This is a genomic window from Brevundimonas staleyi, from assembly GCF_041893865.1.
GTDB lineage: Bacteria > Pseudomonadota > Alphaproteobacteria > Caulobacterales > Caulobacteraceae > Brevundimonas > Brevundimonas staleyi.
In genome coordinates this window covers 3,470,975-3,495,411 of the sequence record NZ_CP169082.1, presented here as the reverse complement: position 1 = coordinate 3,495,411, position 24,437 = coordinate 3,470,975, and the positions used below count along the sequence as shown (strand labels likewise).

22 protein-coding genes are annotated in these 24,437 nt (G+C 69.6%); 9 read left to right on the top strand and 13 right to left on the bottom strand.

What is annotated here, in order from left to right:
• Window positions 1–26: 26 nt before the first annotated feature.
• Together ACETK8_RS17615 and ACETK8_RS17610 are read right to left on the bottom strand one after the other, a co-directional pair.
• Window positions 27–1,829 (bottom strand): DUF4153 domain-containing protein, encoded by a 1,803-nt coding sequence (locus ACETK8_RS17615; RefSeq protein ID WP_374037119.1) that lies wholly within the window; start codon window positions 1,827–1,829, stop codon window positions 27–29.
• 48 nt (window positions 1,830–1,877) lie between these two features.
• Entirely contained in the window at window positions 1,878–2,363 is a 486-nt protein-coding gene (locus tag ACETK8_RS17610) for a DUF1203 domain-containing protein (RefSeq protein ID WP_374037118.1), read from the bottom strand.
• A gap of 103 nt (window positions 2,364–2,466) precedes the next feature.
• Between ACETK8_RS17610 and ACETK8_RS17605 the strand changes: the two genes are divergently transcribed.
• From ACETK8_RS17605 to ACETK8_RS17570, 8 genes are all read left to right on the top strand, one after another.
• Window positions 2,467–4,260, top strand: coding sequence for a M3 family oligoendopeptidase (locus tag ACETK8_RS17605; RefSeq protein ID WP_374037117.1), 1,794 nt, complete (start codon window positions 2,467–2,469; stop codon window positions 4,258–4,260).
• Between the two features lie 79 nt (window positions 4,261–4,339).
• Window positions 4,340–4,603 carry an aa3-type cytochrome c oxidase subunit IV gene (locus ACETK8_RS17600; RefSeq protein ID WP_374037116.1) on the top strand — a complete coding sequence of 88 codons (264 nt, stop codon included), beginning with the start codon at window positions 4,340–4,342 and terminating at the stop codon, window positions 4,601–4,603.
• A gap of 174 nt (window positions 4,604–4,777) precedes the next feature.
• The gene (locus ACETK8_RS17595; RefSeq protein WP_374037115.1) at window positions 4,778–5,911 is read left to right on the top strand and encodes a Re/Si-specific NAD(P)(+) transhydrogenase subunit alpha; all 1,134 of its coding nucleotides are present in this window, start codon (window positions 4,778–4,780) and stop codon (window positions 5,909–5,911) included.
• Entirely contained in the window at window positions 5,908–6,258 is a 351-nt protein-coding gene (locus ACETK8_RS17590) for a hypothetical protein (RefSeq protein WP_374037114.1), read from the top strand. The genes ACETK8_RS17595 and ACETK8_RS17590 overlap by 4 nt, the downstream gene beginning before the upstream one ends.
• 2 nt (window positions 6,259–6,260) lie before the next feature.
• Window positions 6,261–6,590 (top strand): NAD(P) transhydrogenase subunit alpha, encoded by a 330-nt coding sequence (locus ACETK8_RS17585; protein ID WP_374037113.1) that lies wholly within the window; start codon window positions 6,261–6,263, stop codon window positions 6,588–6,590.
• On the top strand, window positions 6,590–6,895 hold the full coding sequence (locus ACETK8_RS17580) for a hypothetical protein (RefSeq protein WP_374037112.1): 306 nt from the start codon (window positions 6,590–6,592) through the stop codon (window positions 6,893–6,895). The genes ACETK8_RS17585 and ACETK8_RS17580 overlap by 1 nt, the downstream gene beginning before the upstream one ends.
• Complete coding sequence (locus tag ACETK8_RS17575) at window positions 6,895–7,203, top strand: hypothetical protein (protein WP_374037111.1); 309 nt, start codon at window positions 6,895–6,897, stop codon at window positions 7,201–7,203. Before ACETK8_RS17580 ends, ACETK8_RS17575 begins: the two co-directional genes overlap by 1 nt.
• A gap of 37 nt (window positions 7,204–7,240) precedes the next feature.
• Window positions 7,241–8,659, top strand: coding sequence for an NAD(P)(+) transhydrogenase (Re/Si-specific) subunit beta (locus ACETK8_RS17570; RefSeq protein WP_374037110.1), 1,419 nt, complete (start codon window positions 7,241–7,243; stop codon window positions 8,657–8,659).
• Here ACETK8_RS17570 and ACETK8_RS17565 read toward each other — a convergent pair.
• The 4 genes from ACETK8_RS17565 to ACETK8_RS17550 all read right to left on the bottom strand — a co-directional run bounded on the left by ACETK8_RS17565 (window position 8,656) and on the right by ACETK8_RS17550 (window position 12,630).
• Window positions 8,656–9,372: a DUF6998 domain-containing protein gene (locus ACETK8_RS17565; RefSeq protein ID WP_374037109.1), complete on the bottom strand. Its 717-nt coding sequence runs from the start codon at window positions 9,370–9,372 to the stop codon at window positions 8,656–8,658. The two genes, ACETK8_RS17570 and ACETK8_RS17565, sit on opposite strands and share 4 nt — an antisense overlap.
• Before the next feature lie 76 nt (window positions 9,373–9,448).
• On the bottom strand, window positions 9,449–10,678 hold the full coding sequence (locus tag ACETK8_RS17560; RefSeq protein ID WP_374037108.1) for an NAD(P)/FAD-dependent oxidoreductase: 1,230 nt from the start codon (window positions 10,676–10,678) through the stop codon (window positions 9,449–9,451).
• Between the two features lie 9 nt (window positions 10,679–10,687).
• A complete protein-coding gene (gcvA, locus tag ACETK8_RS17555; RefSeq protein WP_374037107.1) occupies window positions 10,688–11,626 on the bottom strand; it encodes a transcriptional regulator GcvA in 939 nt (312 codons plus the stop codon).
• Window positions 11,623–12,630 (bottom strand): cysteine synthase A, encoded by a 1,008-nt coding sequence (locus ACETK8_RS17550; protein WP_374037106.1) that lies wholly within the window; start codon window positions 12,628–12,630, stop codon window positions 11,623–11,625. Before ACETK8_RS17550 ends, gcvA begins: the two co-directional genes overlap by 4 nt.
• Before the next feature lie 137 nt (window positions 12,631–12,767).
• Between ACETK8_RS17550 and ACETK8_RS17545 the strand changes: the two genes are divergently transcribed.
• A complete protein-coding gene (locus tag ACETK8_RS17545; protein ID WP_374037105.1) occupies window positions 12,768–15,203 on the top strand; it encodes a S9 family peptidase in 2,436 nt (811 codons plus the stop codon).
• Here ACETK8_RS17545 and ACETK8_RS17540 read toward each other — a convergent pair.
• From ACETK8_RS17540 to ACETK8_RS17510, 7 genes are all read right to left on the bottom strand, one after another.
• On the bottom strand, window positions 15,200–17,020 hold the full coding sequence (locus ACETK8_RS17540) for a hypothetical protein (RefSeq protein ID WP_374037104.1): 1,821 nt from the start codon (window positions 17,018–17,020) through the stop codon (window positions 15,200–15,202). The genes ACETK8_RS17545 and ACETK8_RS17540 overlap by 4 nt on opposite strands.
• Window positions 17,017–19,170, bottom strand: a complete 2,154-nt coding sequence (locus ACETK8_RS17535) for a DUF4175 family protein (protein ID WP_374037103.1) — start codon at window positions 19,168–19,170, stop codon at window positions 17,017–17,019. Before ACETK8_RS17535 ends, ACETK8_RS17540 begins: the two co-directional genes overlap by 4 nt.
• Window positions 19,167–20,318: a BatA domain-containing protein gene (locus tag ACETK8_RS17530; protein WP_374037102.1), complete on the bottom strand. Its 1,152-nt coding sequence runs from the start codon at window positions 20,316–20,318 to the stop codon at window positions 19,167–19,169. Before ACETK8_RS17530 ends, ACETK8_RS17535 begins: the two co-directional genes overlap by 4 nt.
• Complete coding sequence (locus ACETK8_RS17525) at window positions 20,318–21,202, bottom strand: DUF58 domain-containing protein (RefSeq protein ID WP_374037101.1); 885 nt, start codon at window positions 21,200–21,202, stop codon at window positions 20,318–20,320. The genes ACETK8_RS17530 and ACETK8_RS17525 overlap by 1 nt, the downstream gene beginning before the upstream one ends.
• An 8-nt stretch (window positions 21,203–21,210) precedes the next feature.
• Complete coding sequence (locus ACETK8_RS17520) at window positions 21,211–22,209, bottom strand: AAA family ATPase (RefSeq protein WP_374037100.1); 999 nt, start codon at window positions 22,207–22,209, stop codon at window positions 21,211–21,213.
• Between the two features lie 19 nt (window positions 22,210–22,228).
• Window positions 22,229–22,951, bottom strand: coding sequence for a DUF4159 domain-containing protein (locus tag ACETK8_RS17515; RefSeq protein ID WP_374037099.1), 723 nt, complete (start codon window positions 22,949–22,951; stop codon window positions 22,229–22,231).
• A gap of 140 nt (window positions 22,952–23,091) precedes the next feature.
• Entirely contained in the window at window positions 23,092–24,426 is a 1,335-nt protein-coding gene (locus tag ACETK8_RS17510) for a TldD/PmbA family protein (protein WP_374037098.1), read from the bottom strand.
• Window positions 24,427–24,437: the final 11 nt, after the last annotated feature.

Sequence of the window (24,437 nt, the reverse complement as noted above, 5' to 3'; positions counted from 1 at the left end):
GGTGAGAGGGCGTGGTGTGCGGGGGGTTAACGGGCGGGGGCCGCCTCCGCGCGTCGGCAGGGTGCGGTGTTCGTCAGCGACGAGGTGAAGCGGCCGCCGGTGTCCAGGTCGGGCCATGCGGCAGTTCGCGGCTCCAGACTGCCGGATCGCATCAGTTGGCGCGCATCCGGCTCGGTGTCCTCGCCTGGGCAGCGCAGAACCATGTAGCTGCCTTCCTCGGTCCAGCCGCCGTTCACGTCCGCCGCGAACAGGAAGAGGCCGGCCGAGGAGGCCAGAAGGATTTCCGGTGCGCCGTCCCCGTTCAGGTCCCGCAGGGTCGCCAGACAGTCGCCGCGCTTCTCGCAGCCCTTGAGCACGCCGGGGCCCGTGAACGGAGCCGTGAAGGTGGGCGGCAGGGGGCGGTCGGCGGGCCAGGCTTCGACCACGGGGGTGAAGGCGGGCTCCACCGGATCGATCTCGTAGGGATACTCAGCCTTGGACGCCTCGCGGGCGCGGCGGGCGGTCTCGGGATCGTCGGATGCGACGAGACGAGCAAGGGCGGCTTGCCCCAGCTTGCCGCTGCCGAACTTGAGGAAGCGGTAGTCGAACCGATCCGGCGCGACCTTGCCGTTCTCCAGTCGGGCCATCTGATCGTTGACCGACAGGCGGGCGGGGTCTGCGATGGGGGTGAAGAGGGCCAGGATGACCCCGACGACGAGCACGGCGGCGGCGATGTTGGTGGTCTCCAGCGCCTTCATCCAGGGCGAGCCCTTGCGGAAGAAGGGGACGAGCGCGCCCAGTCCGTAGCCCAAGGCATAGGCGGCGCCGACGAGGGCGCAGGCCGAGGCGATGATCCGGTCGGGCGTCAGGCCGTGCTGGCCGATCCGCAGGCTCAAGCCCCAGACGGCGATGCCGATCAGGGGCGTGACCAGGACGGCGGCGACCCGGACGGCGACGCGCAGGACGGCGGGCGGCAGGTTGTCGGGGCGGCCGTCCTGATAGGCGGCGTTGATCAGGATGATCATGCCTCCGGCGGCGGCCAGGACCAGGGCCGTGGCGTTGCCGGTCTCCCACAGGCCGTCCAAGCCGGTGAAAGGCAGGGCGAGAAGGAAGCCCGCCACGAGCACCGTCAGGACCAGCAGCAGCCAGGACAGCAACATCAGGGCGATGGTGCGGACACCCCGGATCAGGCCGTCGCGGACGTCGGTCAGGTGCACGGCCGTGGCGAAGGCGAGACCGGTCAGGGGGAAGGAGAACCATGTCTGGTTGATCAGGTCCCCGAGGAAGGTCAGGCCGATGACCTTGAACAGGGCGGCGCCCAGGAACAACAGAAGCCAGAAGGCCCCGGCGAAGGCGATCGACAGGGCCAGTTGCACCCCCGCCATCCAGGCGGCGTCGAAATAGGCGGGATAGGACGCGATCAGCTTCCGCTCACGATCGGCGGGGACGATCAGGTGATGGGCGATGAAGAGGGCGGCGGCCGAGAAGGCGAACAGCGGCGAGGTGGCCTCGCGCCCGGCTTCTCCGGCCTGACGGGCGATGTCGTGCCAGCCGAGAAAGGCCAGGGCGGCCGCAGCAACGACGCCCCAGACGCCGAGCGTCAGCCAGCGCAGCCGCCCGACCCCGGCCAGCAGCACCGGCGGCAGGAAGAGGGCGACCAGCACCATCGGCGTGAAGGCCTCGGGATGGAGCGACGACCAGGTCGCGCCCCTCTCCCCCTGGGTCGTGCGGAACAGGAGGTAGAGGGCGACGCCCTGAACCAGGCCGATGACCAGCCGGGTCAGGCCGACGACACGGTCGTCGTTGCCTCTCAGATCGGCGCGGCCGGCGCTGTGGCTGTCGGTGGTCATGATCGTCGCCTCCCCAGGTCGGGGCGACCTTGGACCCGCAAGGGGGCTTCAGGGAAGCGACATTTCCTGACGAACGGCGCGGGCCAGATAGCAACCGCGCCGGGCGGTATGGATCTGGACCTGATCGACGGCCGGGTCGGCGAACCACTGGTCGAGGCGAGGCGCGAGGTCGGCGCCCGGAACCACGTCGGCGTCCAGCATCATCGCGTCCCTGTCGAAGGCGCGGGCCGAGACGAGGCGGGTCGAAACCATGTCCGGCACGGCGTCGACGAAGGCGGGGGACTGTTCCGCGATCTCGCGCACGAAGATCGGGCCCGCCTGTCGGTAGGGCGACGAGGGGGCGGTCAGATGGGCGTGGTTGACCAGGATCAGGGCGTCGCCGACGTCTGCGTCCCGCAGGCTGACCCGGCAGGGTGCGCTGTTGGGCGCATCGGCGATCATGCGGCGGGCGCCGACCTCGGCCAGCTCTGCGTCGGTCATGGCGAAATAGCGGGTGAAGGGGTCGAGCGGCAGGGCTTCGATGCGCCAGGTCATGGGGTGTCTCCGTGTTCGGGCCGGGAGATGCGACGAAGCGCGCGGGGCGTCTGGCGGGTTTCGGCCGTTGCGCCGGGCGCCTGGCGACCCCACAACGGAGGGCATGAACGCGCCCTTCAAAAGCCCCGCCGAGCCGCCCCTGTGGGACCTGTCCGATCTCTATGCGTCGCGCGAGGACGCGGCCATCAACGCCGATCTGGAGGCAGCGCGGACGGCGGTCGCCGAGTTGAACGGCTTGCAGGGCCGGTTCGCCGCCGAGCGGGCCGATGCGGCCGCGCTGGGCGCGACGCTGGATCGGGCGATCACCCTGTACGAACAGGCGTCGGAGAAGCTGGGGGCGCTGGGCGCCTATGCCTTTCTGGCGGCCTCGACCAACCGGGCGGACGCGGGGGCGCAGGGGTTCGAGGCGGATCTGCGCGAGAAGATCACGGCCATCGCGACGCCGACCGTCTGGCTGACGCTGGAGATCAACCAGCTGGAGGAGGCCGAGATCGAGGCGGCTTTGGCGGCCGATAAGAAGGCGGCGGTCTGGCGTCCGTGGCTGCGTCGGGTGCGGGCGATGAAGCCGCATGAGCTGTCCGAAGAGCTGGAGACCTTCATCGCCGAGCGGATGCCGATCTCGGCCCAGTGGCCCCGGCTGTTCGACGAGACCCTGGCCGCGCTGCGGGTCGAGAGCGGCAAGGACAGCCTGACCCTGGCCGAGGCGCTGAACCAGCTGTCGGACCCGAAGGAGGCGAAACGCAAGGCGGCGGCGCAGGGGCTGGACGCGGCGCTGGCGGCGCGGGCCTCGACCCTGGCCCTGGTGATGAACACGGTCGCGGCGGACAAGGCGATGGAGGACCGCTGGCGCGGCTTCAAACGCCCCGCCGACAGCCGCCACCTGGCCAATGAGGTCGACGGCGATGCGGTCGATGCGATGGCCGAGGCCGTCGCCGCCGCCTATCCGCAGCTCTCGCACCGCTACTATGCGCTGAAGGCGAAGGCCCTGGGCAAGGCGAAGCTGGATCAGTGGGATCGCAACGCGCCGCTGGAGACGACCGCGCCGCGCGGGTTCGACTGGAACCAGGGGCGCGAACTTGTGCTGGAAAGCTTCGGCGATCTGGGCGGGGAGTTCGCCGAACGGGCCGGCCGGTTCTTCGACAAGCCGTGGATCGACGGACGGGCGCGGGCCGGGAAACAGTCGGGCGCCTATGCCCACCCGGTCACGGCGGATCGCCACCCCTATGTCTTCCTGAACTGGATGGGCGAGCGACGCGACGTCCTGACCCTGGCGCACGAGCTGGGCCACGGGGTTCACCAGACGCTCGCGGCCGAGAAGGGGACGCTGCTGGCCGATACGCCGCTGACGCTCGCCGAGACCGCGTCGATCTTCGCCGAGGGTCTGACCTTCGACCGGCTGCTGGCGACGGCGCCCAAGGCCGAGCAGAAGGGCCTCTTGGCCGGGCGCATCGAGGACGGGCTGAACACCGTGGTCCGTCAGATCGCCTTCCACCGCTTCGAGACCCGCTTCCACGACGAACGGGCGAAGGGGGAGGTGTCGGCCGACCGTCTGGGCGAGCTGTGGCTGGAGGAGATGGGGGCGTCGCTGGGTCCGGCGGTGACGCTGAACCCCGGCTACGAGGCGTGGTGGAGCTATGTCAGCCACTTCGTCCACTCGCCCTTCTATGTGTACGCCTATGCGTTCGGGGACCTCTTGGTGGCGGCCCTGATGGAGACGCGCCGGGCCGATCCGGACGGGTTCGCGCCGCTCTATCGCGGCTTGTTGGCGGCCGGCGGCACCAAGACCTACGTCGAGGCGCTGGAGCCCTTCGGTCTCAATCCGCGCGACCCGGCCTTCTGGACCATCGGCACCAAGCGGCTGGAACGGCTGATCGATCAGTTCGAGGCGTTGGGGTGAGGCCTTCAGGCAGCACTTGAGCCGAACCCCCGCATCGCTATAAGACCGCCCAAACGCTCTTTCGACCGGACGCACCTTCATGGCCGACCACCACTCCCCGACCGAACACGCCGATCATGACGCGGACGCCTATGTCCACGGCACGATGACGATCGAGGAGCAGACGGCGACCTATTCGCTGTTCATGAACATGGCCAAGTGGGGCTCGCTGGCCATCGCCGCGCTGCTGCTGTTCCTGGTGCTGTGGTTCATGCCGGCTGGAAACTTCTTCGTCGGCGTGATCGGCGGCGTGGTCCTGATGGTGGCCGGCGCCGTGTTCCTGAAGAGCGGCAAAAGCCACTAAGGACGGCGCTTAAAGCTGGCCTTTCGCGCTTTCTGTTTGCGCGCGAAAGGCGATGACAGGCGAGATTTTGCGCGCATGTCGCCGAATGTGATGGCGAAATGCAGGTTTGCACTTTGACGCATCCATATCGCTACGCCTAACGTCTTCCCAACAACGACGGATGGGGAGATTCGCGTGGGCCTGACGATCGCCGTGACCCGTGAGCGCCGCGAGGGGGAGACCCGCTGCGCCGTCACGCCCGAGACCGTGCAGAAATTCGTCGGACTGGGCGCGACCGTCGTGGTCGAGGCGGGGACCGGCCTCGGCTCCTCCATTCCCGACAGCCAATATGTCGACGCGGGCGCGGCGGTGAAGCCGGACACGCGCGCGGTGCTGGACGGCGCCGATCTGGTGCTGAAGGTGCGAGGACCTACGGCGCAGGAGATCGCGGCGCTGAAGCCCGGCGCCCTCGTCGTCGCCCTGCTGGATGCGTACCGCGAGAAGGACACGGTCCAGGCCCTGGCCTCCGCCAACGTCACCGGCTTCGCCATGGAGTTCGTGCCCCGGATCACGCGGGCCCAGGTGATGGACGCCCTGTCGTCCCAGGCGAACCTGGCCGGCTATCGCGCCGTGATCGAGGGCGCCTACGCCTACGGCAAGGGTTTCCCGATGATGATGACGGCGGCGGGCACGGTCGCCGCGGCCAAGGTCTTCATCATGGGCGTCGGCGTGGCGGGGCTGCAGGCCATCGCGACGGCCCGGCGTCTGGGGGCGGTGGTGACCGCGACCGACGTCCGTCCGGCCACCAAGGAACAGGTGGAATCGCTCGGCGCCAAGTTCGTGGCGGTCGAGGACGAGGAGTTCCAGAACGCCCAGACGGCCGGCGGCTACGCCAAGGCCATGTCCGAGGAATACCAGGCCAAGCAGGCGGCCCTCACGGCGACCCACATCACCAAACAGGACATCGTCATCACCACCGCCCTGATCCCCGGCCGTGCGGCGCCGGTGCTGGTCACGGCCGACCACGTCGCCTCGATGAAGCCCGGCAGCGTGCTGATCGATCTGGCGGTCGAGGCCGGCGGCAATGTCGCGGGCGCCAAGGCGGGCGAGGTCGTGACGACGGCGAACGGCGTCTCCATCGTCGGCTACACAAACCTGCCGGGCCGGATCGCGGCGGACGCCTCGGCCCTCTACGCCAAGAACCTCGTCGCGTTCGCGGGCCTGCTGATCAAGGATGGGGCCCTGTCGGTCGATCTGGAGGATGAAATCCTCAAGGCGGCGGTCGTCACCCACGGCGGGGCCGTGGTGCATGAAGGGGTGCGGGGATGAGGGATTGGGCGCGTCTGCTAGGTAAGCTGATCGTAGCGCTCTCGGTGGCGGCCGCGTGCCTCTACGCGATTGTGGCCTTGGTCAGCAGCGGAGACGACAATCGCATTTGGTACATTGCGTTCGCTATCGGAGCCATCCTGGGCGGCGCGCCTACCGGCTTTGTGCTCCAACTGCTCGCATCGATCGATGAGCGGCTGGAACTGGGCTCGGTGGGCAAGCCTGGCGTGGTACCCCAAACGAATGACGCTGTTCGCCGTCAGAGACCCGGCGTGGCCGCCGACTATTTGGTCAGCGAAGCTGACGACGACGAAGAATCCAAAAGACTTTTCATGAGTGGACGAGGCTGACCATGGAACACGTCGATCCCACCGTCTTTCGCCTGGCCATCTTCGTGCTGGCGATCTTCGTCGGCTACTATGTCGTCTGGTCGGTGACCCCGGCCCTGCACACGCCCCTGATGGCCGTGACCAACGCCATCTCCAGCGTCATCATCGTCGGCGGCCTGATCGCGGCGGCGGCGACGGCGGACGGCACCGGCGGCTGGGTCGCCAAGGGCGCGGGCGTCGCGGCCGTGACCCTGGCCAGCGTCAACATCTTCGGCGGCTTCATGGTCACGCGACGCATGCTGGCCATGTACAAGAAGAAGGAACGGCCCAAGGCTGAGGCAGCCGAGTCGTGATGACGCCTCTCAACATCCTCGTCATGCTTGCCATCCCGCTGGCGTTGCTGGGCGTCCTCGCGATCGTGTTGATCAGCGGGCGTCTGAGCCCGCAGACACGGCTCAAGGTCGAGCTGGGTCTAGCCACGGTGTTTTACCCGGCAACCATTCTTTTCTTCGCTTGGGTGGCTTGGCAGTCCTGGGACCCCACATCGCGACTGTCGTGGATGATGGCTGCGATCACGGCCGCGTTCGCCGTCATGATCGGGCTGCAGGGCCTGTCGATCGTCCGCAAGCTGCGCCAACGCGATGATACGACGGCCTGATGTCTTTCGAGGCTCTCAATCTCTCCCCCGCCAGCATCGCCTGGACGGGCTCCTGGATCGCCACGGGCATCGGCCTGGGCATGTGGATGTGGAGCTGGTTCGGCGAGAAGAACGCCGTCCAGAAACTGCGCCTGAGAGACTGCGGCGTGGTGCTGCTGTTCTCGGGCATCCTGACGCGGGTGGTGATCCAGGAGCGGCCGATGATGGCCGTGGACTGGGCCATGGTCTTCCTGGGGCCCCTGTTCATCGCCGCCGCCCTGTGGCGACTGGCGCGGACGGCCAAGGGCGCCGGGGCGGACAGACTGTGATGACAAGAACGAACAAGACGATCTCGGGGGACATGAGATGAACGCATCCATCGCGGCGCTGGCCTATCTGGTCTCGGGCGTCCTGTTCATTCTCTCGTTGCGCGGCCTGTCGAGCCCGGAGACCAGCCGTCAGGGCAATACCTTCGGCATGGTCGGCATGGCGCTGGCGGTGGGCATCACCCTGCTGACGCTCGGGACGACCGGGGCGCTGGATCCCCTGACCCTGGCGCTTTTGGCCGGCGGCGTGGTCGTGGGCGGCGGCGGCGGGGCGTTGATCGCCAAGCGGGTCGCCATGACCGACATGCCCCAACTGGTCGCCGCCTTCCACAGCCTCGTCGGCATGGCCGCCTGTCTGGTCGCGGTCGGGGCCGTTTATGCGCCCGAGGCCTTCGGCATCGCCACGCCCGACGGCGGGATCAAGCTGATCTCGATCATCGAACTGAGCCTGGGCGTCGCCATCGGCGCCATCACCTTCACCGGCTCGGTGATCGCCTTCGCCAAGCTGAATGGCAACATGTCGGGCGCTCCGATCATCCTGCCCGCGCGGCACCTGATCAACATCGGCCTGGCCCTGGCCCTGGTCTTCCTGATCGGCATTCTGATCGGGACGGGCGGGACGGCGATCTGGGCCTTCTGGGGCGTGTTCGCCATCTCGCTGGTGCTCGGCGCCACCCTGATCATCCCCATCGGCGGGGCGGACATGCCCGTCGTTGTGTCGATGCTGAACTCCTACTCCGGCTGGGCCGCGGCGGCGCTGGGCTTCACGCTTGAGAATATCGCCCTGATCATCACCGGCGCCCTGGTCGGCTCGTCGGGCGCGATCCTCAGCTACATCATGTGCAAGGGCATGAACCGCAGCTTCATCTCCGTCATCCTGGGCGGGTTCGGCGGCGGCGACGCGGCCGCGGGCGGCGGCGGCAAGGTCGAGACGCGTCCGGTGAAGCAGGGCTCTGCCGACGACGCCGCCTTCATCATGAAAAACGCCTCCAAGGTCATCATCGTCCCGGGTTACGGCATGGCCGTGGCCCAGGCCCAGCACGCCCTGCGGGAGATGGCCGACAAGCTGAAGGAAGAAGGCGTCGAGGTGAAATACGCCATCCACCCCGTCGCCGGCCGGATGCCGGGCCACATGAACGTCCTGCTGGCCGAGGCCAACGTGCCCTATGACGAGGTGTTCGAGCTCGAGGACATCAACGCCGAGTTCGCCACCGCCGACGTCGCCTTCGTCATCGGCGCCAACGACGTGACCAACCCGGCCGCCAAGACCGATCCGCAGTCGCCGATCTACGGCATGCCGATCCTGGACGTGGAGAAGGCCGGAACGGTGCTGTTCATCAAGCGCGGCATGGCGGCGGGCTATGCCGGCGTCGAGAACGAACTCTTCTTCCGCGACAACACCATGATGCTGTTCGCCGACGCCAAGAAGATGGTCGAGGGGATCGTGAAGGGGCTTTAGGCCGCTGCGCTTTTTGCGATGGCCCTTAGCTTTGACAAGCTGATCGTCCGTTGGCCGTTCGAAGCTTGTGGTTTGCCGCACGCCTGCCAAACGGCTTCACCATCGCCGTAGTAGACGATCTCCGCGTAGCTGAGGTCGAATACTCGCATGACCAGCAATTGCTCGCAGGTTGCGCGGAGGGCTACGGATGAACCGCCTGTCAGTTTGACCTGAACCTGACGGCCCTCGGCATCATGGGCGTCATGTCCAGGATGCGACGCCGGGTAGAGAGTTAGACCCAATGCTTCGCGGGCGATAACCTCTCCGATCGACCCGACAAGGTGACCGTCGGGCGTGAATTTGCGGCCGGGATAGTTGCGTTCAAGCGTAGCGACTGCCTGATAGATCGCCTCGACCTCTCGGGGCAACGGGACGAGACGCCCAACAATATCGGAAGCGGCAGTCCCTTCGCTTCGCGCCAGCACCCCGGCGCGGTGCATGTCTGCGTAGAGGGCGTCTGCGCACCAATCATACCCGTTGGGCCAAGCCAGAAATCGGGGCGAGAACATCACCCGATCAAAGTATTCGGGCTTCCGGAACGGCCGAAGCATCTCGGTTGTCGGGGAGCTAAGTGGAGAGAAATCCCATTCGCCGGCCATGCCATCGCTGAACGAAAGATGGGCGCGATACGCTCCAGTTCGCCTAAAACCGATGATGGATATCAGCTGTTCCATGCCGTGAAATCTAGCACGTTCTTGGGTTGTTCAACCATCGCGCGCGCACTTGACGCATGCCCTTAGCCGGGATCGGCTAGACCCCCACCTCCTTCATCGACACCGCCTTGTCCGCCAGCTTCGCCACATCCACCGCCCGCCGCTCGCCGATCAGCTTCTTGCCCATCATGAACTCGGGCGGGGCGTTGATGGCCTCGACGGCCTGGACCTTGTCGCCGGACAGGTGGAAGACGGCGAAGCTGGCGTCGGCGGGGTCGCCGCGCACCACGATGCGGTCGGCGTCGAAGGGGTAGCCGGCGATCTGGAGCTTCAGGTCGTACTGGTCCGACCACTGCCAGGGCGTTTCGCCTGTGGGGGCGGGGCGGCCGGTGATGGCGCTGGCGGCCTGTTTGGCCTGTTCCAGGGCGTTGGGCACGCTCTCCATGCGGAACAGACGGTCGTAGATGGGCATGGGGCGGCGGGTCACGTCGCCGATAGCGAAGATGGCGGGGTCGGAGGTGCGGGCCTCCAGATCGACCAGGACGCCGCCCTGGACCTCCAGTCCGGCCTCGACGGCGAGGTCGTCGTTCGGAATGGCGCCGACCCCGACGACGGCGGCGTCGCAGGGGATGGTGCGGCCGTCTGCCAGGATCACGCCGGAGACCTGTGGCCCGTTCCCGGCGAAGCCCACGACGTCGGCGGCCAGTTCGAAGCGGACGCCGCGATCCTCGTGATAGGTCTGGAAGAAGGTCGATAGGACGTCGCAGGCGACGCGGGCCAGAAGACGCGGCTCCCGCTCCAGCACGACGACCTCGGAGCCCAGGGCGCGCGCGGACGCCGCGACCTCCAGCCCGACATAGCCGCCGCCGACCACGGCCAGGGTGCGGCCTTCGCCGAGCTGGGCCTTGATCGCCTCGGCGTCGGCGGCGGTCCTCAGCACATGGACCCCGACCAGATCTGCGCCGGGAACCTCCAGCATCCGCGCGCGGGCGCCGGTGGCGAGGATCAGATGCTCATAGGGCAGGCTCGATCCGTCCGAGAGGAGGACGGCGTGGTTCGTCCGGTCGATGGCGGTCGCCGAGACGCTCAGGCGCAGTTCGATGCCCTGTTCGTCGTAGAAATCCTGAGGCCGCAGGGCCAGGCTGTCGCCATCCGCCTCGCCCTTCAGCCAGGCCTTGGACAGGGGCGGGCGCTGATAGGGGATCAGGGGTTCGTCCCCGACCAGGGCGATGGGGGCCTCATAGCCGTACTGGCGCAGGAAGGCGGCGGCCGTGCCGCCCGCGTGGCCCGCGCCGATGATGACGACGCCTCGATCCGGAACAGTCATGCGGGTCTCTTACAACTCATCGACCGGGCCGTCTTCGGCCTCGGCCTCGCGCCGCAGCCAGGCGACGAAGGTCCGGGCCTCCTCGCGGCCGCCGTTGCGCCGGGTCAGGACGTGATAGGCCATGCTGGTCGCCAGATAGCCGTCGGCGAAGGGCGCGATGAGACGGCCCGAGGCGATGTCCGAGGCGACGAAGGCGCGGGGCGCCAGGGCCACGCCCCGGCCGTTGGCGGCGTCCTCGATGGCGAAGGCGGTCTGGTCGTAGCGGGGGCCGGCGGCGGCGTCGACGCCGGTCACGCCGCGCGCCTTCAGCCAGGCCTTCCAGTCGGGACGCGGCTCCTCCACCCGACCGACGGCGACGTGGATCAGGGTGTGCCCGGCGAGATCGGCGGGCTTTCTCAGCGGGGTCTTGCCGGTCAGAAGAGCGGGGCTGCAAACGGGAATGACGCCGGCTTCCAGCAGGAGCTCGGAGCGGACGCCGGGGTAGCCGCCCGTGCCGTAGCGGACGGCGACATCGACCCGGCCGCCGGCCACGTCGGCCAGCTGCATGTCGGCCGAGATCCAGACCTCGATCTCCGGATGCTCGGCCGAGAACCGCACCATCCGGGGCGCCAGCCAGCGGGCGGCGAACGACGGCGGCACGCTGACGGTCAGGGAGTGGCGACCGGCCGGGCCATAGACGATGTCGGCCGCGCGCTTCAGCTGTTCGAAGGCGTCGCGCAGGACGGGCTGGAGCCGGGCGCCCAGCTCGGTCAGGGCGATGGCCCCGCCGTCACGGCGGAACAGGGGGGCGCCGGCGTGATCCTCCAGCACCTTGATCTGCTGGCTGACGGCGCCGGGGGTGACGCCCAGCTCCTTGGCCGCCAGGGAGATGCTGAGCTTGCGGGCGGCGGCCTCGAACGCCTTCAGCGAGTTGAGCGGCGGCAGACGGCGGGCGTCGTCGGTGCTCATGCGCCCTCCAGCCAGGCCGGGACGTCGAAGCCCTTCGAGCGCAGGAAGGCGGGGTTGTAGATCTTGCCCGCGTAACGCTGGCCGTGATCGCAGAGCAGGGTCGCGATGGTGTGGCCGGGGCCGAGTTCGCGCGCCAGCCGGATGGCGCCGGCGACGTTGACGCCGCTGGATGGGCCGAGCGTCAGACCCTCGTGTTTGGCCAGATCGAAGATGACCGACAGGGTCTCGGCGTCCTCGATGCGGAAGGCGTGATCGACCGCGAGGCCTTCGAGGTTGCCCGTGATGCGGTTGACGCCGATGCCCTCGGTCACGGAGGAGCCTTCGCCCTTCAGAACGCCTTCGGTGAACCAGCTGTAGAGGGCGGCGCCGGGCGGATCGGCCAGGGCGACGCGGAGGTCGGGGTTCTTCGATTTCAGGAACTGGGAGACGCCGGCCAGGGTGCCGCCCGATCCCGCCGCCGAGGCGAAGCCGTCGATGCGTCCGCCCGTCTGCTCCCAGATTTCCGGGCCGGTGGTCTCGATGTGGGCGCGGCGGTTGGCTGTGTTGTCGAATTGGTCGGCGTACCAGGCGCCGTTCGGCTCGGTCTCGTTCAGCTCCTCGGCCAGGCGGCGAGAGAAATGGACGAAATGGTTGGGGCTGGCGAAGGGGGCGGGATCGACCTCGATCAGGCGGGCGCCGTGCAGACGGACGGCCTGTTTCTTCTCCTCGGTCTGGCTGCGCGGCATGACGATGACGACGGGGTGGCCGAGCGCGGCGCCGACCAGGGCCAGGCCGATGCCCGTGTTGCCCGCCGTACCCTCCACGATGGCGCCGCCGGGCCGCAGGGCGCCGGAGGCCCGGGCGTCCAGGATCATACCGCGCGCGGTGCGGTCCTTCACCGAGCCGCCGGGGTTCAGAAACTCTGCCTTGCCCAGGATCTCGCAGCCCGTCGCCTCCGACGCGGCGCGCAGACGGATCATCGGCGTGGAGCCGATCAGGGAAAGGACATCGGACGCGATGGGCACGAGGAGGCGCTCCAGAAGAACTGCGCCGCTTTTAGAAACTCTTTGATCGGACGGGAAGGGAGCTTTGCCTTGATGACCGGGGCGTCGGGCGCGGCTAGTGTCCGGTCCATCCTGTTCAAGTCCTGGGGGAGTTCCCGATGAAACTGCGATTGATGCGCCATGTGGCGGCCGCCGCCCTGATGCTGCTGGCCACGCCGGCCCTGGCCCAAACCTATCAGCAGCCGCCGGCGCCCATCGCCGACATCCTGGACGCCAAACCCACGCCGAGCGCCAGCGTCAGCCCCGACCAGACGACCCTGGCCCTGTATCAGCGCTCCAACCTGCCCAGCATCGCCGAACTGGCCGAGCCCATGCTTCGTCTGGGCGGCTATCGCATCAATCCGAGGAACAACGGCCCGGCGAACAGCCGCGTGTCCTGGCTGACGGGCCTCAGCTTCCAGGCGGTCGAGGGCGGTCAGGCGCGGGTCGTCGAACTGCCCGCCGGTGCGCGCTTCACCGGCGCCTCCTGGTCGCCGGACGGCAAGTCCATCGCCTTCCTGCTGGATCAGCCGGAAGGTCTGGCGCTGTGGGTCGCCGACAGCCGCACAGCGACGGCGCGTCAGGTGTTCGGACCGCGCGTGAACGCGGCGGCGGGCGCCGTCGTCAGCTGGTTGCCGGACTCATCGGGTCTCCTGATCCGCGCGGTGCCGGAGGGTCGCGGCGCCGCCCCGGACGTGACGACCGCGCCGACCGGCCCGGCCATCCAGGAAAGCGGCGGTCGCGCGGCGGCCGTGCGGACCTATCAGGACCTGCTGAGCGACCCGGGCGACGAAGCCCTGTTCGACCACTATTTCACCTCGCAACTGACCGTCGTGCCGCTGAGCGGCGCGGCGCGGACCATCGGCCGGCCGGGCGTGATCCTGGGCGCGTCGGTCTCGCCGGACGGCCGTTACCTGCTTCAGACGGTGGCCAAGAAGCCCTATTCCTATGTCGTGCCGGCCGGCCTGTTCCCGGCCGATGTGACCGTCACGGACATGAACGGCCGGCTCGTTCACACGGTCGCCGACCTGCCGCTGCGCGACAACATCCCGCCGCCGTTCGATGCGGTGGAGGCCGGCCCGCGCGCGGCTCAGTGGCGCGCCGACGCCCCCTCGACCCTGGTCTGGGCCCAGGCTCTGGACGGCGGCGATCCGCGCAACACCGCCGAGATGCGCGACCGCGTCCTGATGCTGGAGGCGCCGTTCAGCGCCCAGCCGACGACCCTGATCGACCTGCCGGAACGCTATGCGGGCGTGACCTGGGGCCGGTCGGACGTGGCGGTGGTGAACAGCCGCTGGTTCAACACCCGGCACGAGACCCGCTCGGTCGTCGATCCGTCGAACCCGGGCGCCGGCCGCGTCATCGTCGATCGCAACTATCAGGACCGCTACAACGACCCGGGCTCCATCGCGACGGAGGCCAACGCCGCCGGGCGTCAGGTGATTCAGTTCACGCCGGACGGCTCGCGCGTCTTCGTCGAGGGCGACGGCGCCACCCGCGAAGGCGAGTATCCGTTCCTGGCCACGATGGATCTGGCCACCGGCCAGACCGAGCGGATCTGGCAGTCGGCGCAAGGGGAATACGAGGCCGTGGTCGGTCTGCTGGACGAGGACGGCCGCCGCATGGTGACCGTGCGCGAGAGCCGGACCGAGCCCGCCAACCTGCGCATCCGCGATCTGGACGGCGATGTGACGCCGCTGACCAACTTCCCCGATCCGGCGCCGCAGCTGGCCGGGGTGACGCAGCAGCTGATTACCTACACCCGCGACGACGGGGTTCAGCTGTCGGGGACGCTCTATCTGCCCGCCGGCTACGACAAGGATCGCGACGGTCCCCTGCCTCTGGTCATGTGGGCCTATCCGGCGGAGTTCACCGACGCCGCCGTGGCCGGTCAGGTGGTCGATACGGCAAACCGCTTCGTGCGGCCGGGCGGCTCCAGCCACCTGTTCCTGCTGACCCAGGGCTATGCCGTGCTGGACGACCCCTCGATGCCGATCGTGGGCCGCGACGGGGCCGAGCCGAACGACACCTATATCGAACAGCTCAGCGCCTCGGCGAAGGCGGCGGTCGATGCGGTGGTCGAGATGGGCGTGGCCGAGCGTGGCCGGATCGCCGTCGGTGGGCACAGCTACGGCGCCTTCATGACCGCGAACCTCTTGGCCCACACCGATCTGTTCGCCACCGGCATCGCGCGGTCGGGCGCCTACAACCGGACCCTGACGCCGTTCGGCTTCCAGGCCGAGCAGCGCACCTACTGGCAGGCGCCGGAGACCTACAACGAGATGTCGCCCTTCGCCTTCGCCGACAAGATCAACGAGCCGATCCTGCTGATCCACGGCGAGGCCGACGACAACCAGGGCACCTTCCCGATCCAGTCGGAGCGGTTCTACGCCGCGCTGAAGGGCAATGGGGCGACCGTCCGCTACGTCGTCCTGCCGCTGGAGGCGCACGGCTATCGCGCGCGGGAATCGGTCGGCCACACCCTGTGGGAAATGACCCGCTGGCTGGATCAGACGATCAAGAACCCCGCGGCCCCGGCGGCCGGTTCCAACTAGGACCGAAGGCGGGCTCGTAGCGACGCGACGAGCCCGCCGACGTCCCGGTTCCGCTCGAACCACCACAGGCCCGACAACACGACCAGCAGCCCGGTGAACCACGGCCAGGGCGAGCCGGGCGCGTGGGAGGTCGAGGTGGACGCCGCGCGGGTCGGGGCCGTGCCCGCCAGGGCGAGCGTGGCCGAACGGTTGGCCGCGATCACCAGCGACGGCGCGGCGTCGGCGGGCTGGACGTAGAAGGGCGTCTGGCGGTCCTCGCCGTCGCGGATGACGTGCCAGCCGGGCTGCTCGGGCCAGAAGGCGGCGCAGGCGCGGTCGCCGATCGCGGCGTCGATGCGCAGGGCGTGGGGACGGCCGTCCTGGCCCAGAACATTCGGCTGTCCAGTCAGGCGACACAGGGCGACGCGCTGGCCGGCGCGGGCGATGCCCAGGACTTCGGCGCGGCTGTGGTCGCCGGGGCGGCCGATCTCGGAAAAGAGGGCGCTCCACATCTCGCCATAGCGATCCGGACGGCCGGTCAGGACCAGGGCGTAGCTGTCGGTCACGGTCCAGACCCCGACGCGGCCGCGACCCAGAGCGCGCCAGCTGGCCAAGGCCGCGCCGTCTGCGTCGCGCAACAGGGTGACGGCGCCGGACCCCTCGTCGGTCAGGTCGCGGCGAGCCAGTTCGGGCAGGGGATCGGCATTGTCGGCCGGTTCGGCCTCGGCTTCGGGCATGGCGTCTTCGGGCGGATCGAGACGGAAGGGCACGGCCTCGTCGCCGCCGGTCAGGCTGGCCCCCAGGTTGGCCCAGTCGCGCCGCGTCCCGGCCGAGAGCGGGCCGGTCGGGCGGAGCAGAAGGCCCATGCCACCGTGGACCGCTGCCGTCAGGGCCGCGCGCTGGCCGCCGCCTAGAGCCTCCCAGCGCCGGTCGTCGAGAACGACGAGGTCGAGGGCGTTGAAGGTCTGGGCCGTCAGGGGCAGGGGCGGATCGCCGAGCCGGACGCCGCCGCCGACGTCGATATCGACGGTCAGTTCGATGCCGGAATCCTCGGCCCAGCGCTTCAGATACTTGGTCTCGGCGCCGGGCGCTCCGGCCAGGACCAGAACGCGCGGCGGGGTCTGGACCAGGCTCTCGACCGGTACGGCGATCTGTTCGACCACGGCGTTCGACGGGTCGCGCAGACGCAAGGTGAACAAGGCCAGACCGGGCGTGCGGGCGGCGGCCATCAGGGCGAACCGCTCTCCGGTCGTGACGCGGGCCGTGTCCACGATCTCGTCGGCCGGATCGACCAGTTCGACGGTCCCGGCGGGAAGCGACCCGATCTGTCCACCGACGACGAAGGTCGCGCCGGGCGCGCCGGGTTCAGGCAGGGCGAGGTCGGTCAGGCCGCGCGGCAGGGGCGGGGCGGCGAACTCCACCGGTACGGGCAGGGGCGACTGATCGCGCGGCGTCAGGCCCTGACCCAGGATGCGAACGTGAGCGGGCGTGGGATAGCGACGCAGCGCCGTGGCCAGGTCGGGGACGCGGTGCGCCTCTGCTACCGGACCGGCTTCGGGCAGGGCGATCAGGATGTCTCCGGGCGCTGTCGGGATCGTCCCGGGGCTGCCCGCCGTGGCGACGATCAGGGGCCCGGTGCGGATGACGGAGGCGGGCGGATTGAGGGTCAGCCACAGCAGCAGACCCGCCAGAACGGTCAGTCCCATCAGGGTCGCGGTGCGCCAACGGGGCCCCTGCGGCTCCGCCTTGCGGCGCCAGAGGACGAGGCGGACGACGCCCGCGATCACCGCAAGGACGATGACGAGGGCCGTCCAGAAGGTCGGGCTGGAGAGGCTCATCGCAGGGCGTCCAGATAGCGCTGGCCGCGTTGGCCGGGCGCGTCGCGACGGCCGGGCGCGGGGGCGGGACGCTGGAGCGCGGTCCACAGAAGCGCCCGCAGGCGACGGCGGCAGTCGAGGCAGGCCGGCTCGTTCCGCACCGTGTCGATGGCGGCGCGCAGGGCCAGAGGATCGGGGATACGGCCGCCGTTCTGACGCACCCAGGCGTCAAGCGCACCCAGCGCCAGCGGCGTGGACGAGGCTCCCGGCCGTTCCTCCAGCGCGCGCCAGGCGTCGGCGGCGACGGCGTCGGCCGCAGGGCGTTCCGGCCGCTCGGGATCACGGGCGACGATGCCCTCTCGCTCCCCGGTCAGGCGACGGGCGAAGTCCACGGGCGGCAGGTCCGAGCCGACGCGGCGAAGGAAGATGCGCGTCGCCTGCTGGGCCTCCTTCAGCAGTTCCAGCGCCTCGTGGGCGTGGGGCAGGGCCTGTTCGGGGCGGCCCTGACGCAGCTCGCGCTCCGAGGCCCACATGGCGTCCAGCGCCCGGGCAAGCGCGCCGCGCGTGCGGGGCTCGAACAGGGTGGCCACGTCGCGGTCGTCGTGGGCGTGGCCGAACTCATGCAGGACGTCGACCTCGGACCCCATGGCCCCGCCGGGCGTGTCGGCATGGGCCTCGCCTTCGTGGGCGGCGGGTCGCGCGGGCGCCGGCGCGTCGGCGGTCGGGAGGGCGGGCCGTGCCGGTTCGTCGGCGGTGGGCAGGGCGATGCTCCCGCCGCCCGAGCCGCCGCCCTCGGCCTCCTCGCCCATGAACTGGCCGTAGCGGAGACGCAGCGCCGCCTGCTCCTCGCCGATGACGTTGGAGGCGTCGATGAAGGGATCGCCGGTCAGGGTGCGGCGGCGCGCGATCAGGGCCTCGGCGTTGATGATGATCTGGCGCTGGCTGGCGAAATAGGCGGGCAAGACGCGCATGGCCATGCCGTCCAGCCCCTCGGCCATCTCCAGATTGGCGGGCCAGCGCAGAATGACGCTGGGCCCCTCGACCGTGTGGCGTTCGGGATTGCGGTTGTCTGTCACGACCAGCTGGACGATCAGGTCGCTGCCCGCCGCCATGCCTTCGCGGGCCAGGTTCAGGGTGGTGGAGAACCGCATCCGCTTCGAGGAGCCCTGGCCGCGCAGGGGCATGGTGCGCTGCTCGAAGGTGATGTTCTCGCCGTCGCCCTTGGTGACCGTGATCTTCAGGGTCGCGGTCTCGATGACGCCGTAGTCGTCGCTGGCCTCGAACACCGGGGTCCAGGTCGTCTGGCCGGGCGTCAGTTGGACGAGCTGACTCTCGGGATCGACCAGGCGGACGACCGGCTCGGCGTCGGCGACGGCGTCGAGGCGGTTGAGCCGCTGCTGGGCCAGACCCGCCGCCTCGATGCGATAGAGCATGGGCCGGTCCACGATCCGGGCGCCGGTCCAGCGGGTCCCGTCGCGGACCAGGGAGACGGGGCTGTTTTCCGGAAATTCCAGACCGGCGGTGGAGGGCTGGGGTGCGAAATCGATCATCCATTCGACGCGCGACCCCTCAGGCACGCGGGCGTCGAGCGCCGTCTGCTCGCGGACGGGCAGGCCGGTGTAGGCGGGCGGAATGATGCGAAGGCGTGCGCCGGTCAGGACCGGGGGATGGGCGGCGGTGGCGGGGCGAGCGGCGGCGGCCGTCTGGCTGTCGGCGCCGTTCGATGTGGGCCAGAGCAGGATAGCGGCGATCAGGACCACGGCGGCGCCCCAGGCGATGGCGATGGGTCGTCCCGACCAGCCGGGACGCAGATCCATGGCGGCGGCCTCATGCACCCGGCTTTCGAGGCGGTCGCGTTGCAGGGCGGTCAGGCCCGAGACGGAGGCGCGGTCGCGGAACAGGAGGGCGGTGGAATCCTCGAAGCGCGGGATGCGGGCGTCCAGGGCGCCGATCAGCCAGCGACGGTCGTACCGGCGGGCGCGCCAGACCGAGACGGCGGCGAGGGCGGCGAGGCCGAGGACGGCGGCGACGACCGCGCCGGTTGTTCCCAGCAGCCGCCAGCCAAGGGCGGCGGCGACCAGCACGGCGGGCAGGCCCAGAGCGACCGTGTCGAGGTTGGCGCGGAGGCGGGCTGCGGTCTGGTGGCCGGTCAGGGCGGGGACGGCGGTCATGGCGCGACCGCTCTCTGGCGACGGGTGGCCAGATACCGCTCAGCGGCGAAGACGAGCGCGATCAGCAGGGCCAGCCAAGGCCGTAGGTCGAGCGGGGGCTGGTCGTAGGGGGCGGCGCCGGTCAGGGGGGCATGGTCGGCGGCGGCGACGCGGGCGGGCGCGGCGGGAGGATCGAGCATGGCGGCCAAGGCGTCGGGGAAGGTCGGCTCAACCAGCTGCGGGATAGTGGCGGGCTCCAGATCGCGGGTCAGGCGGATGACCCGCCCGCGCCCCAGACGACCGGCGACGGCGAGGGGCTCGCCCGCCGTACCGCGCCAGACGGGGACGGTCTCGCCCTCGACCGGGATGCGAGCCTCCAGGCTGGTCAGGATGACGCCGCCGTCGCGGACCCAGCGTTCGACGGGCGCCGGGACGGGGCCGGAGGCGAGCCAGATCAGGTGGCGGGCATTGCCGGGGACGCCACGATCCGTGGCGGCGACGTCGAACGCGGGTTCGGCGTCGGCGGGCGTCCAGGAGGCGGCGGCGGCGCGGAAATAGCGGACGGCGCTCTCGGCCCCGGGGGCATGGCGGACGGTAAGGGCGAGGGCGCGCGGAGCGGCGACGCGACGAGCGGGGCCTTCGGCGCCGACGGTCCATTCGACGCGGCGGGACAGGCGGGGGCGTTCTGCATCCACGCCGTCGAGGGTGGCGGGGACGACCAGTTCGACGGGCGTGTCGGCGGGCAGTTCGGCGTCGAGCTGGCGGATCAGGCTGATGGGGTCTTCGGACGTTTCGGGGGCGAGGGCGCCGTGCTCGGGGAAGTCGGGGGCCAGCCAGACGACACGGTCGCCGCGCTCTATGGCGGCGCTGACGGTGGCGGCATCGGCGCCCGGCAGGACGGCGACCATGGGCCTGTCGTCGGTGGCGTTCCACAGCACCGGGGCAGCGAGCCAGAGGGCGATCAGGGTCAGCAGGATCAGGCGCGCGGCGAGCAACAGGCGCTCGTCGATGGTCAGGCTGCGGTGCGGCTTCGGCGCGGCGTCGAGCCAGCGCAGGGCGGCGAAGTCCACGGTGCGGGCCTCGGTCCGGCGCGCGATATGGATGACGACCGGGATCGCCAGGGCCAGAAGTGCCGCGAGGCCGGCGGGGAGGAGAAGGGCCGGGCTCATCAACGACCCGTCGAGCGGAACAGGGAGCGTATGGGAACGTCGGCGCCCTCGTCGATGAAGTGTTCGACGTGGCGGATGCCGCGCGCTTCCAGCCTGGCCGACAGGGCCACGCGGGCCGCGGCGAAGCGGGCGATGAAGTCGGCGCGCAGCGTCCGGCCGTCGCCGATCAGCTCGGCGCCCGTTTCCGGGTCATGGAACCGGTAGCCCTGATCGAAGGGGAAGTCGCGTTCGTCGCCAGTCAGGATCTGGATGATGCAGACGTCGCGGCCCGAGGCGGCAAGGCGTTCGGCCGTGGCGATACAGCCCTCGTCGAACCCGTCGGTCAGGAGGATGAGGATGTCGCGCGGACCCATCTGTTCGCCGAAGACGCCAACGTCTCGGGTCCAGTCGGCGGCGCCCGAAGCCTTCAGCGGGGCGAGGCTCATCAGGACCCGGTCGCGGTGACGGCCGCCGGAGCCGGGCGACAGGACCATGGGGCCGGCGGCGCCCTCAACCACGAGGCCGAAGCGGTCGCCCTGGTACAGCGCGATCTCCATCAGGCTGGCGGCGATGCGGCGCGCGGCGTCGAAACGGCTCCAGTCGGGGCGGGCGAGATCGGCCTGGGCCATGGAGGCGCTGGCGTCGACGACGATCCAGATGGCCACGGGGCTTTCGCGCTCGGCGTCGCGCACGAAGAACTTGTCCGACCGGGCGTAGAGTTTCCAGTCGATGGCGCGCAGGTCGTCGCCGCGCTCATAGGCCCGGTATTGGGCGAACTCGAGCCCGCCGCCCTTGTTGCGGCTGTCGTGCATCCCGGCCGCCGACAGCACCGCCGCGCGACGCGGGACGATGGACAGGCGGCGGAGCCGGCTGCGCAACTCCGGGGGCAGGTCGAGCGGCGACATGCGCGTGGTCAGTCGGCGCGCGGCGCGGGCAGGGCGGCGATCAGGGCGGCGACCACGTTATCAGCCGTCTTGCGCTCCGCCTCGGCGGCGAAGGACAGCAGGATGCGGTGACGCAGGACCGGGGCGGCCAGGGCCACGACATCTTCGCGCGTGGCGGCGAGGCGGCCGTTCAGCAGGGCGCGGGCCTTGGCGGCCAGCACAAGCGCCTGACCGGCGCGGGGGCCAGCGCCCCAGCGGACGTAGTCCTGCACGGCCTTGGGGGCCTCGGCCGAGGGGCGGGTGGCGCGGACCATATCGGTGATCCAGGTCAGGATGGCGTCGCCGACATGGACGTCGCGGACCCATTTCTGAAGCGCCACGATGTCCTCGCCGACCATGACCTGGGGCACGGCGCCGATGCCGGAGCCGGTGGTGGCGACCAGGATGGCGCGCTCTTCTTCCGCCGTCGGATAGCCGACGCGGATGTTGAGCAGGAAGCGGTCCAACTGGGCCTCGGGCAGAGGATAGGTGCCGGCCTGTTCCAGCGGGTTCTGGGTCGCCAGGACGAAGAAGGGCTCGTTCAGTTTGTGGGTGACGCCGGCGTAGCTGACCGTGTGCTCCTGCATGGCTTCCAGCAGGGCGGCCTGGGTCTTGGGCGGGGTGCGGTTCAGTTCGTCGGCGAGGAACAGGTTGGTGAAGACCGGGCCGGGCTGGAAGCGGAAGCTGCGATGGCCGGTGCCGTGATCCTCCTCCAGCACCTCGGTGCCGAGGATGTCCGAAGGCATCAGGTCGGGGGTGAACTGGACGCGGCGGAACTCCAGATGCAGCGCCTGTCCGAGGGTGCGGACCAGCAGGGTCTTGCCGAGGCCCGGCACGCCCTCGATCAGACAGTGGCCGCAGGCCAAGAGGCCGATCAGCAACTGTTCGACCACCTCGTTCTGGCCGACGATGGCCTGGCCGATGGCGGACTTCAGCTTGCCGAGCTGCGACAGGCGCGCGTCGATTTCGGACTGGGTGGGCGTGGTCATGGGGCGATCCGGGGGAGGGTCAGGCGGTCAGGGCGTAGAGGATGATGTTGACCGCGAACTTGGTGTTGTCCTCGGCCAGGAAGCGTTTGTTGCGCCAGTCGTAGTCCCACTCGCAGCCGTAATCCTTGTTCGAGTAGAGCACGCCCAGCCGGCCATCGATCTCGATGCCCTTGAGGTAGTCGTGGATGAGGTCGTCGCCCCAGCCGTTCAGCTCGAAACTGGTCGCGGGAGGACCGTCGTCGAACTCGAAGAAGCTGGAATAGATGGCGTGGTCGTTCGGCAGTTTCTTCAGCGCGTCGGCGCCGAAGATCGCGGCCATCTGGCGCTCGAACGAGGTGGCGAACAGGCCATCGATGTCGTGGTTGCAGTCGTCCACGAAGACGAAGCCGCCGTTTCGCACATAGCGTTCGAAATTCCGCCGCTCGGCGTCGTTGAACTCCACCAGCTTGTGGCCGGCGAGATAACAGAAGGGGGCGGTCAGCATGGCCGGATCGGCCAGGGCCACGACCCGCTCGTCGGGATCGACCCTCAGATTGGTGTAGTCCACCAGCGAGGTCAGGATGTTGGCGGGCATCCTCTGGTCCACGTCCCAGTCGCCGGAATCGTAGCGCAGCCGGGTGAACCAGAAATCGTAGGTCGCCTGCGCGCCGGCGGCGCGAGGGAGGCCTGCAAGCAGGGCCCCCAGCGCGCCGCCGGTCAGCAGTCTCAGACATTCCGCCCGATTGAGTCCGGTTTCCTTCATCCGCTCATCCCCGCGAAAGCGGGGACCCAGTGCTTTGGGCGATCAGACGCCGAGCGTGCGTCATGATGATCATCCAAAGCGCCGAGCCTCACGAAAGAACTGGGTCCCCGCTTTCGCGGGGATGAGCGGAAAAAAGCTGATCAGACGGCGTCGGACAGGGAGGTGAAGGTGAAGTCCCTCAGACGCATCGGCGGGATCATCATGGCCAGGCTGGATTCGTCGCCGGCGACCCGGACCGGACGGCCCAGCTCGTCGATGTTGTTCAGCATGATCACGGGCGACTCGTTGAAGCGGAAGTTCTTCAGCGGGTACTTCAGCTCGCCGTTCTCGATATAGAAGGTGCCGTCGCGGGTCAGGCCGGTCAGCAGAACCGTCTGCGGATCCACCATCCGGATGTACCAGGTGCGGGTCACCAGGATGCCGCGCTCGGTCTCGCGGACCAGATCCGAAATCGACTTGGTGCCGCCCGACATGATCAGGTTGCCCGGCGTGGCGTTGGCGGTCTTGCCCTGTTTGTCGGCCCAGTAGCGGCCGTAGTTCAGGTTGGTGACCTTGCCGTCCTCGACGAAGTTCATGCGCTGACGCGGCAGGCCTTCGCCGTCCCACGGCAGGACCGGGCACTCGGCATGCCAGGGATCGGCCGTGAAGGTGACGCGCGGGTCGAAGACCTGTTCGCCCAGCTTGTTGCCGCCGCCCGCCTTGGACAGGAAGCTGCGGCCTTCATCGGCCTGACGCGCGCCGAAGAAGTTGAACATGAAGGAGATCAGGCCGGCGGCCGCGACGGGCTCCAGGATGACCGTATACTTGCCGGGCTCCAGGGCCTGGGCTTCCACCGAGGCGGAGGCCTTGCGCATGGCGATCTGGATGTCGCTGTCGACGTTGAACTGGCCCGCGTCCTTCAGGCTGCGACCGACCCAGCCGGAGCCCCGGCCGTCCTCGGTGCGAACGGTGCAGGTGTAGTTGAGGCTGGTCGCGCGCTGATAGCCGAAGTTGCCGTTCGAGTTGGCGAAGGCGACGAAGCCCGCGCCGTCGTTCAGGAAGCCGGCGGCGATCAGGTTCTGGGCCTTGCAGGGGTCGATGGAGGCGCGGGCGATCTCGGCCCGGTTCTCCGGCGTGATGGCGGCGGTGGCTGGGTTCCAGGTGTCGCTGGCGCGATACTCCTGTTTCTGGACGGCCGGCATGAACTCGGGGTTCTCCGGGGCCAGTCGGGCCAGGTCCTCGGCGCGGCGAACCACGCGGGCCAGGGCCTCGTCCGAGAACTCGTTGATCGAGGCGGTGCCGACGCGTTTGCCGAACGCGACCTGCACGCCCAGATCGACGTCGGAGACGACGCCCGAGGTGGACACGTTGTTCAGGGCGAAGCGGATGTTTCCGTCCCGGCCGCCCGACAGGGTGGCGGTGCATTCGTCGGCGGTCGACAGGGCGATCACCTTGTCGAGGATGGTCTTGGCCTCGGCTTCGGTCATGATGGTCATGGGATGGTTCT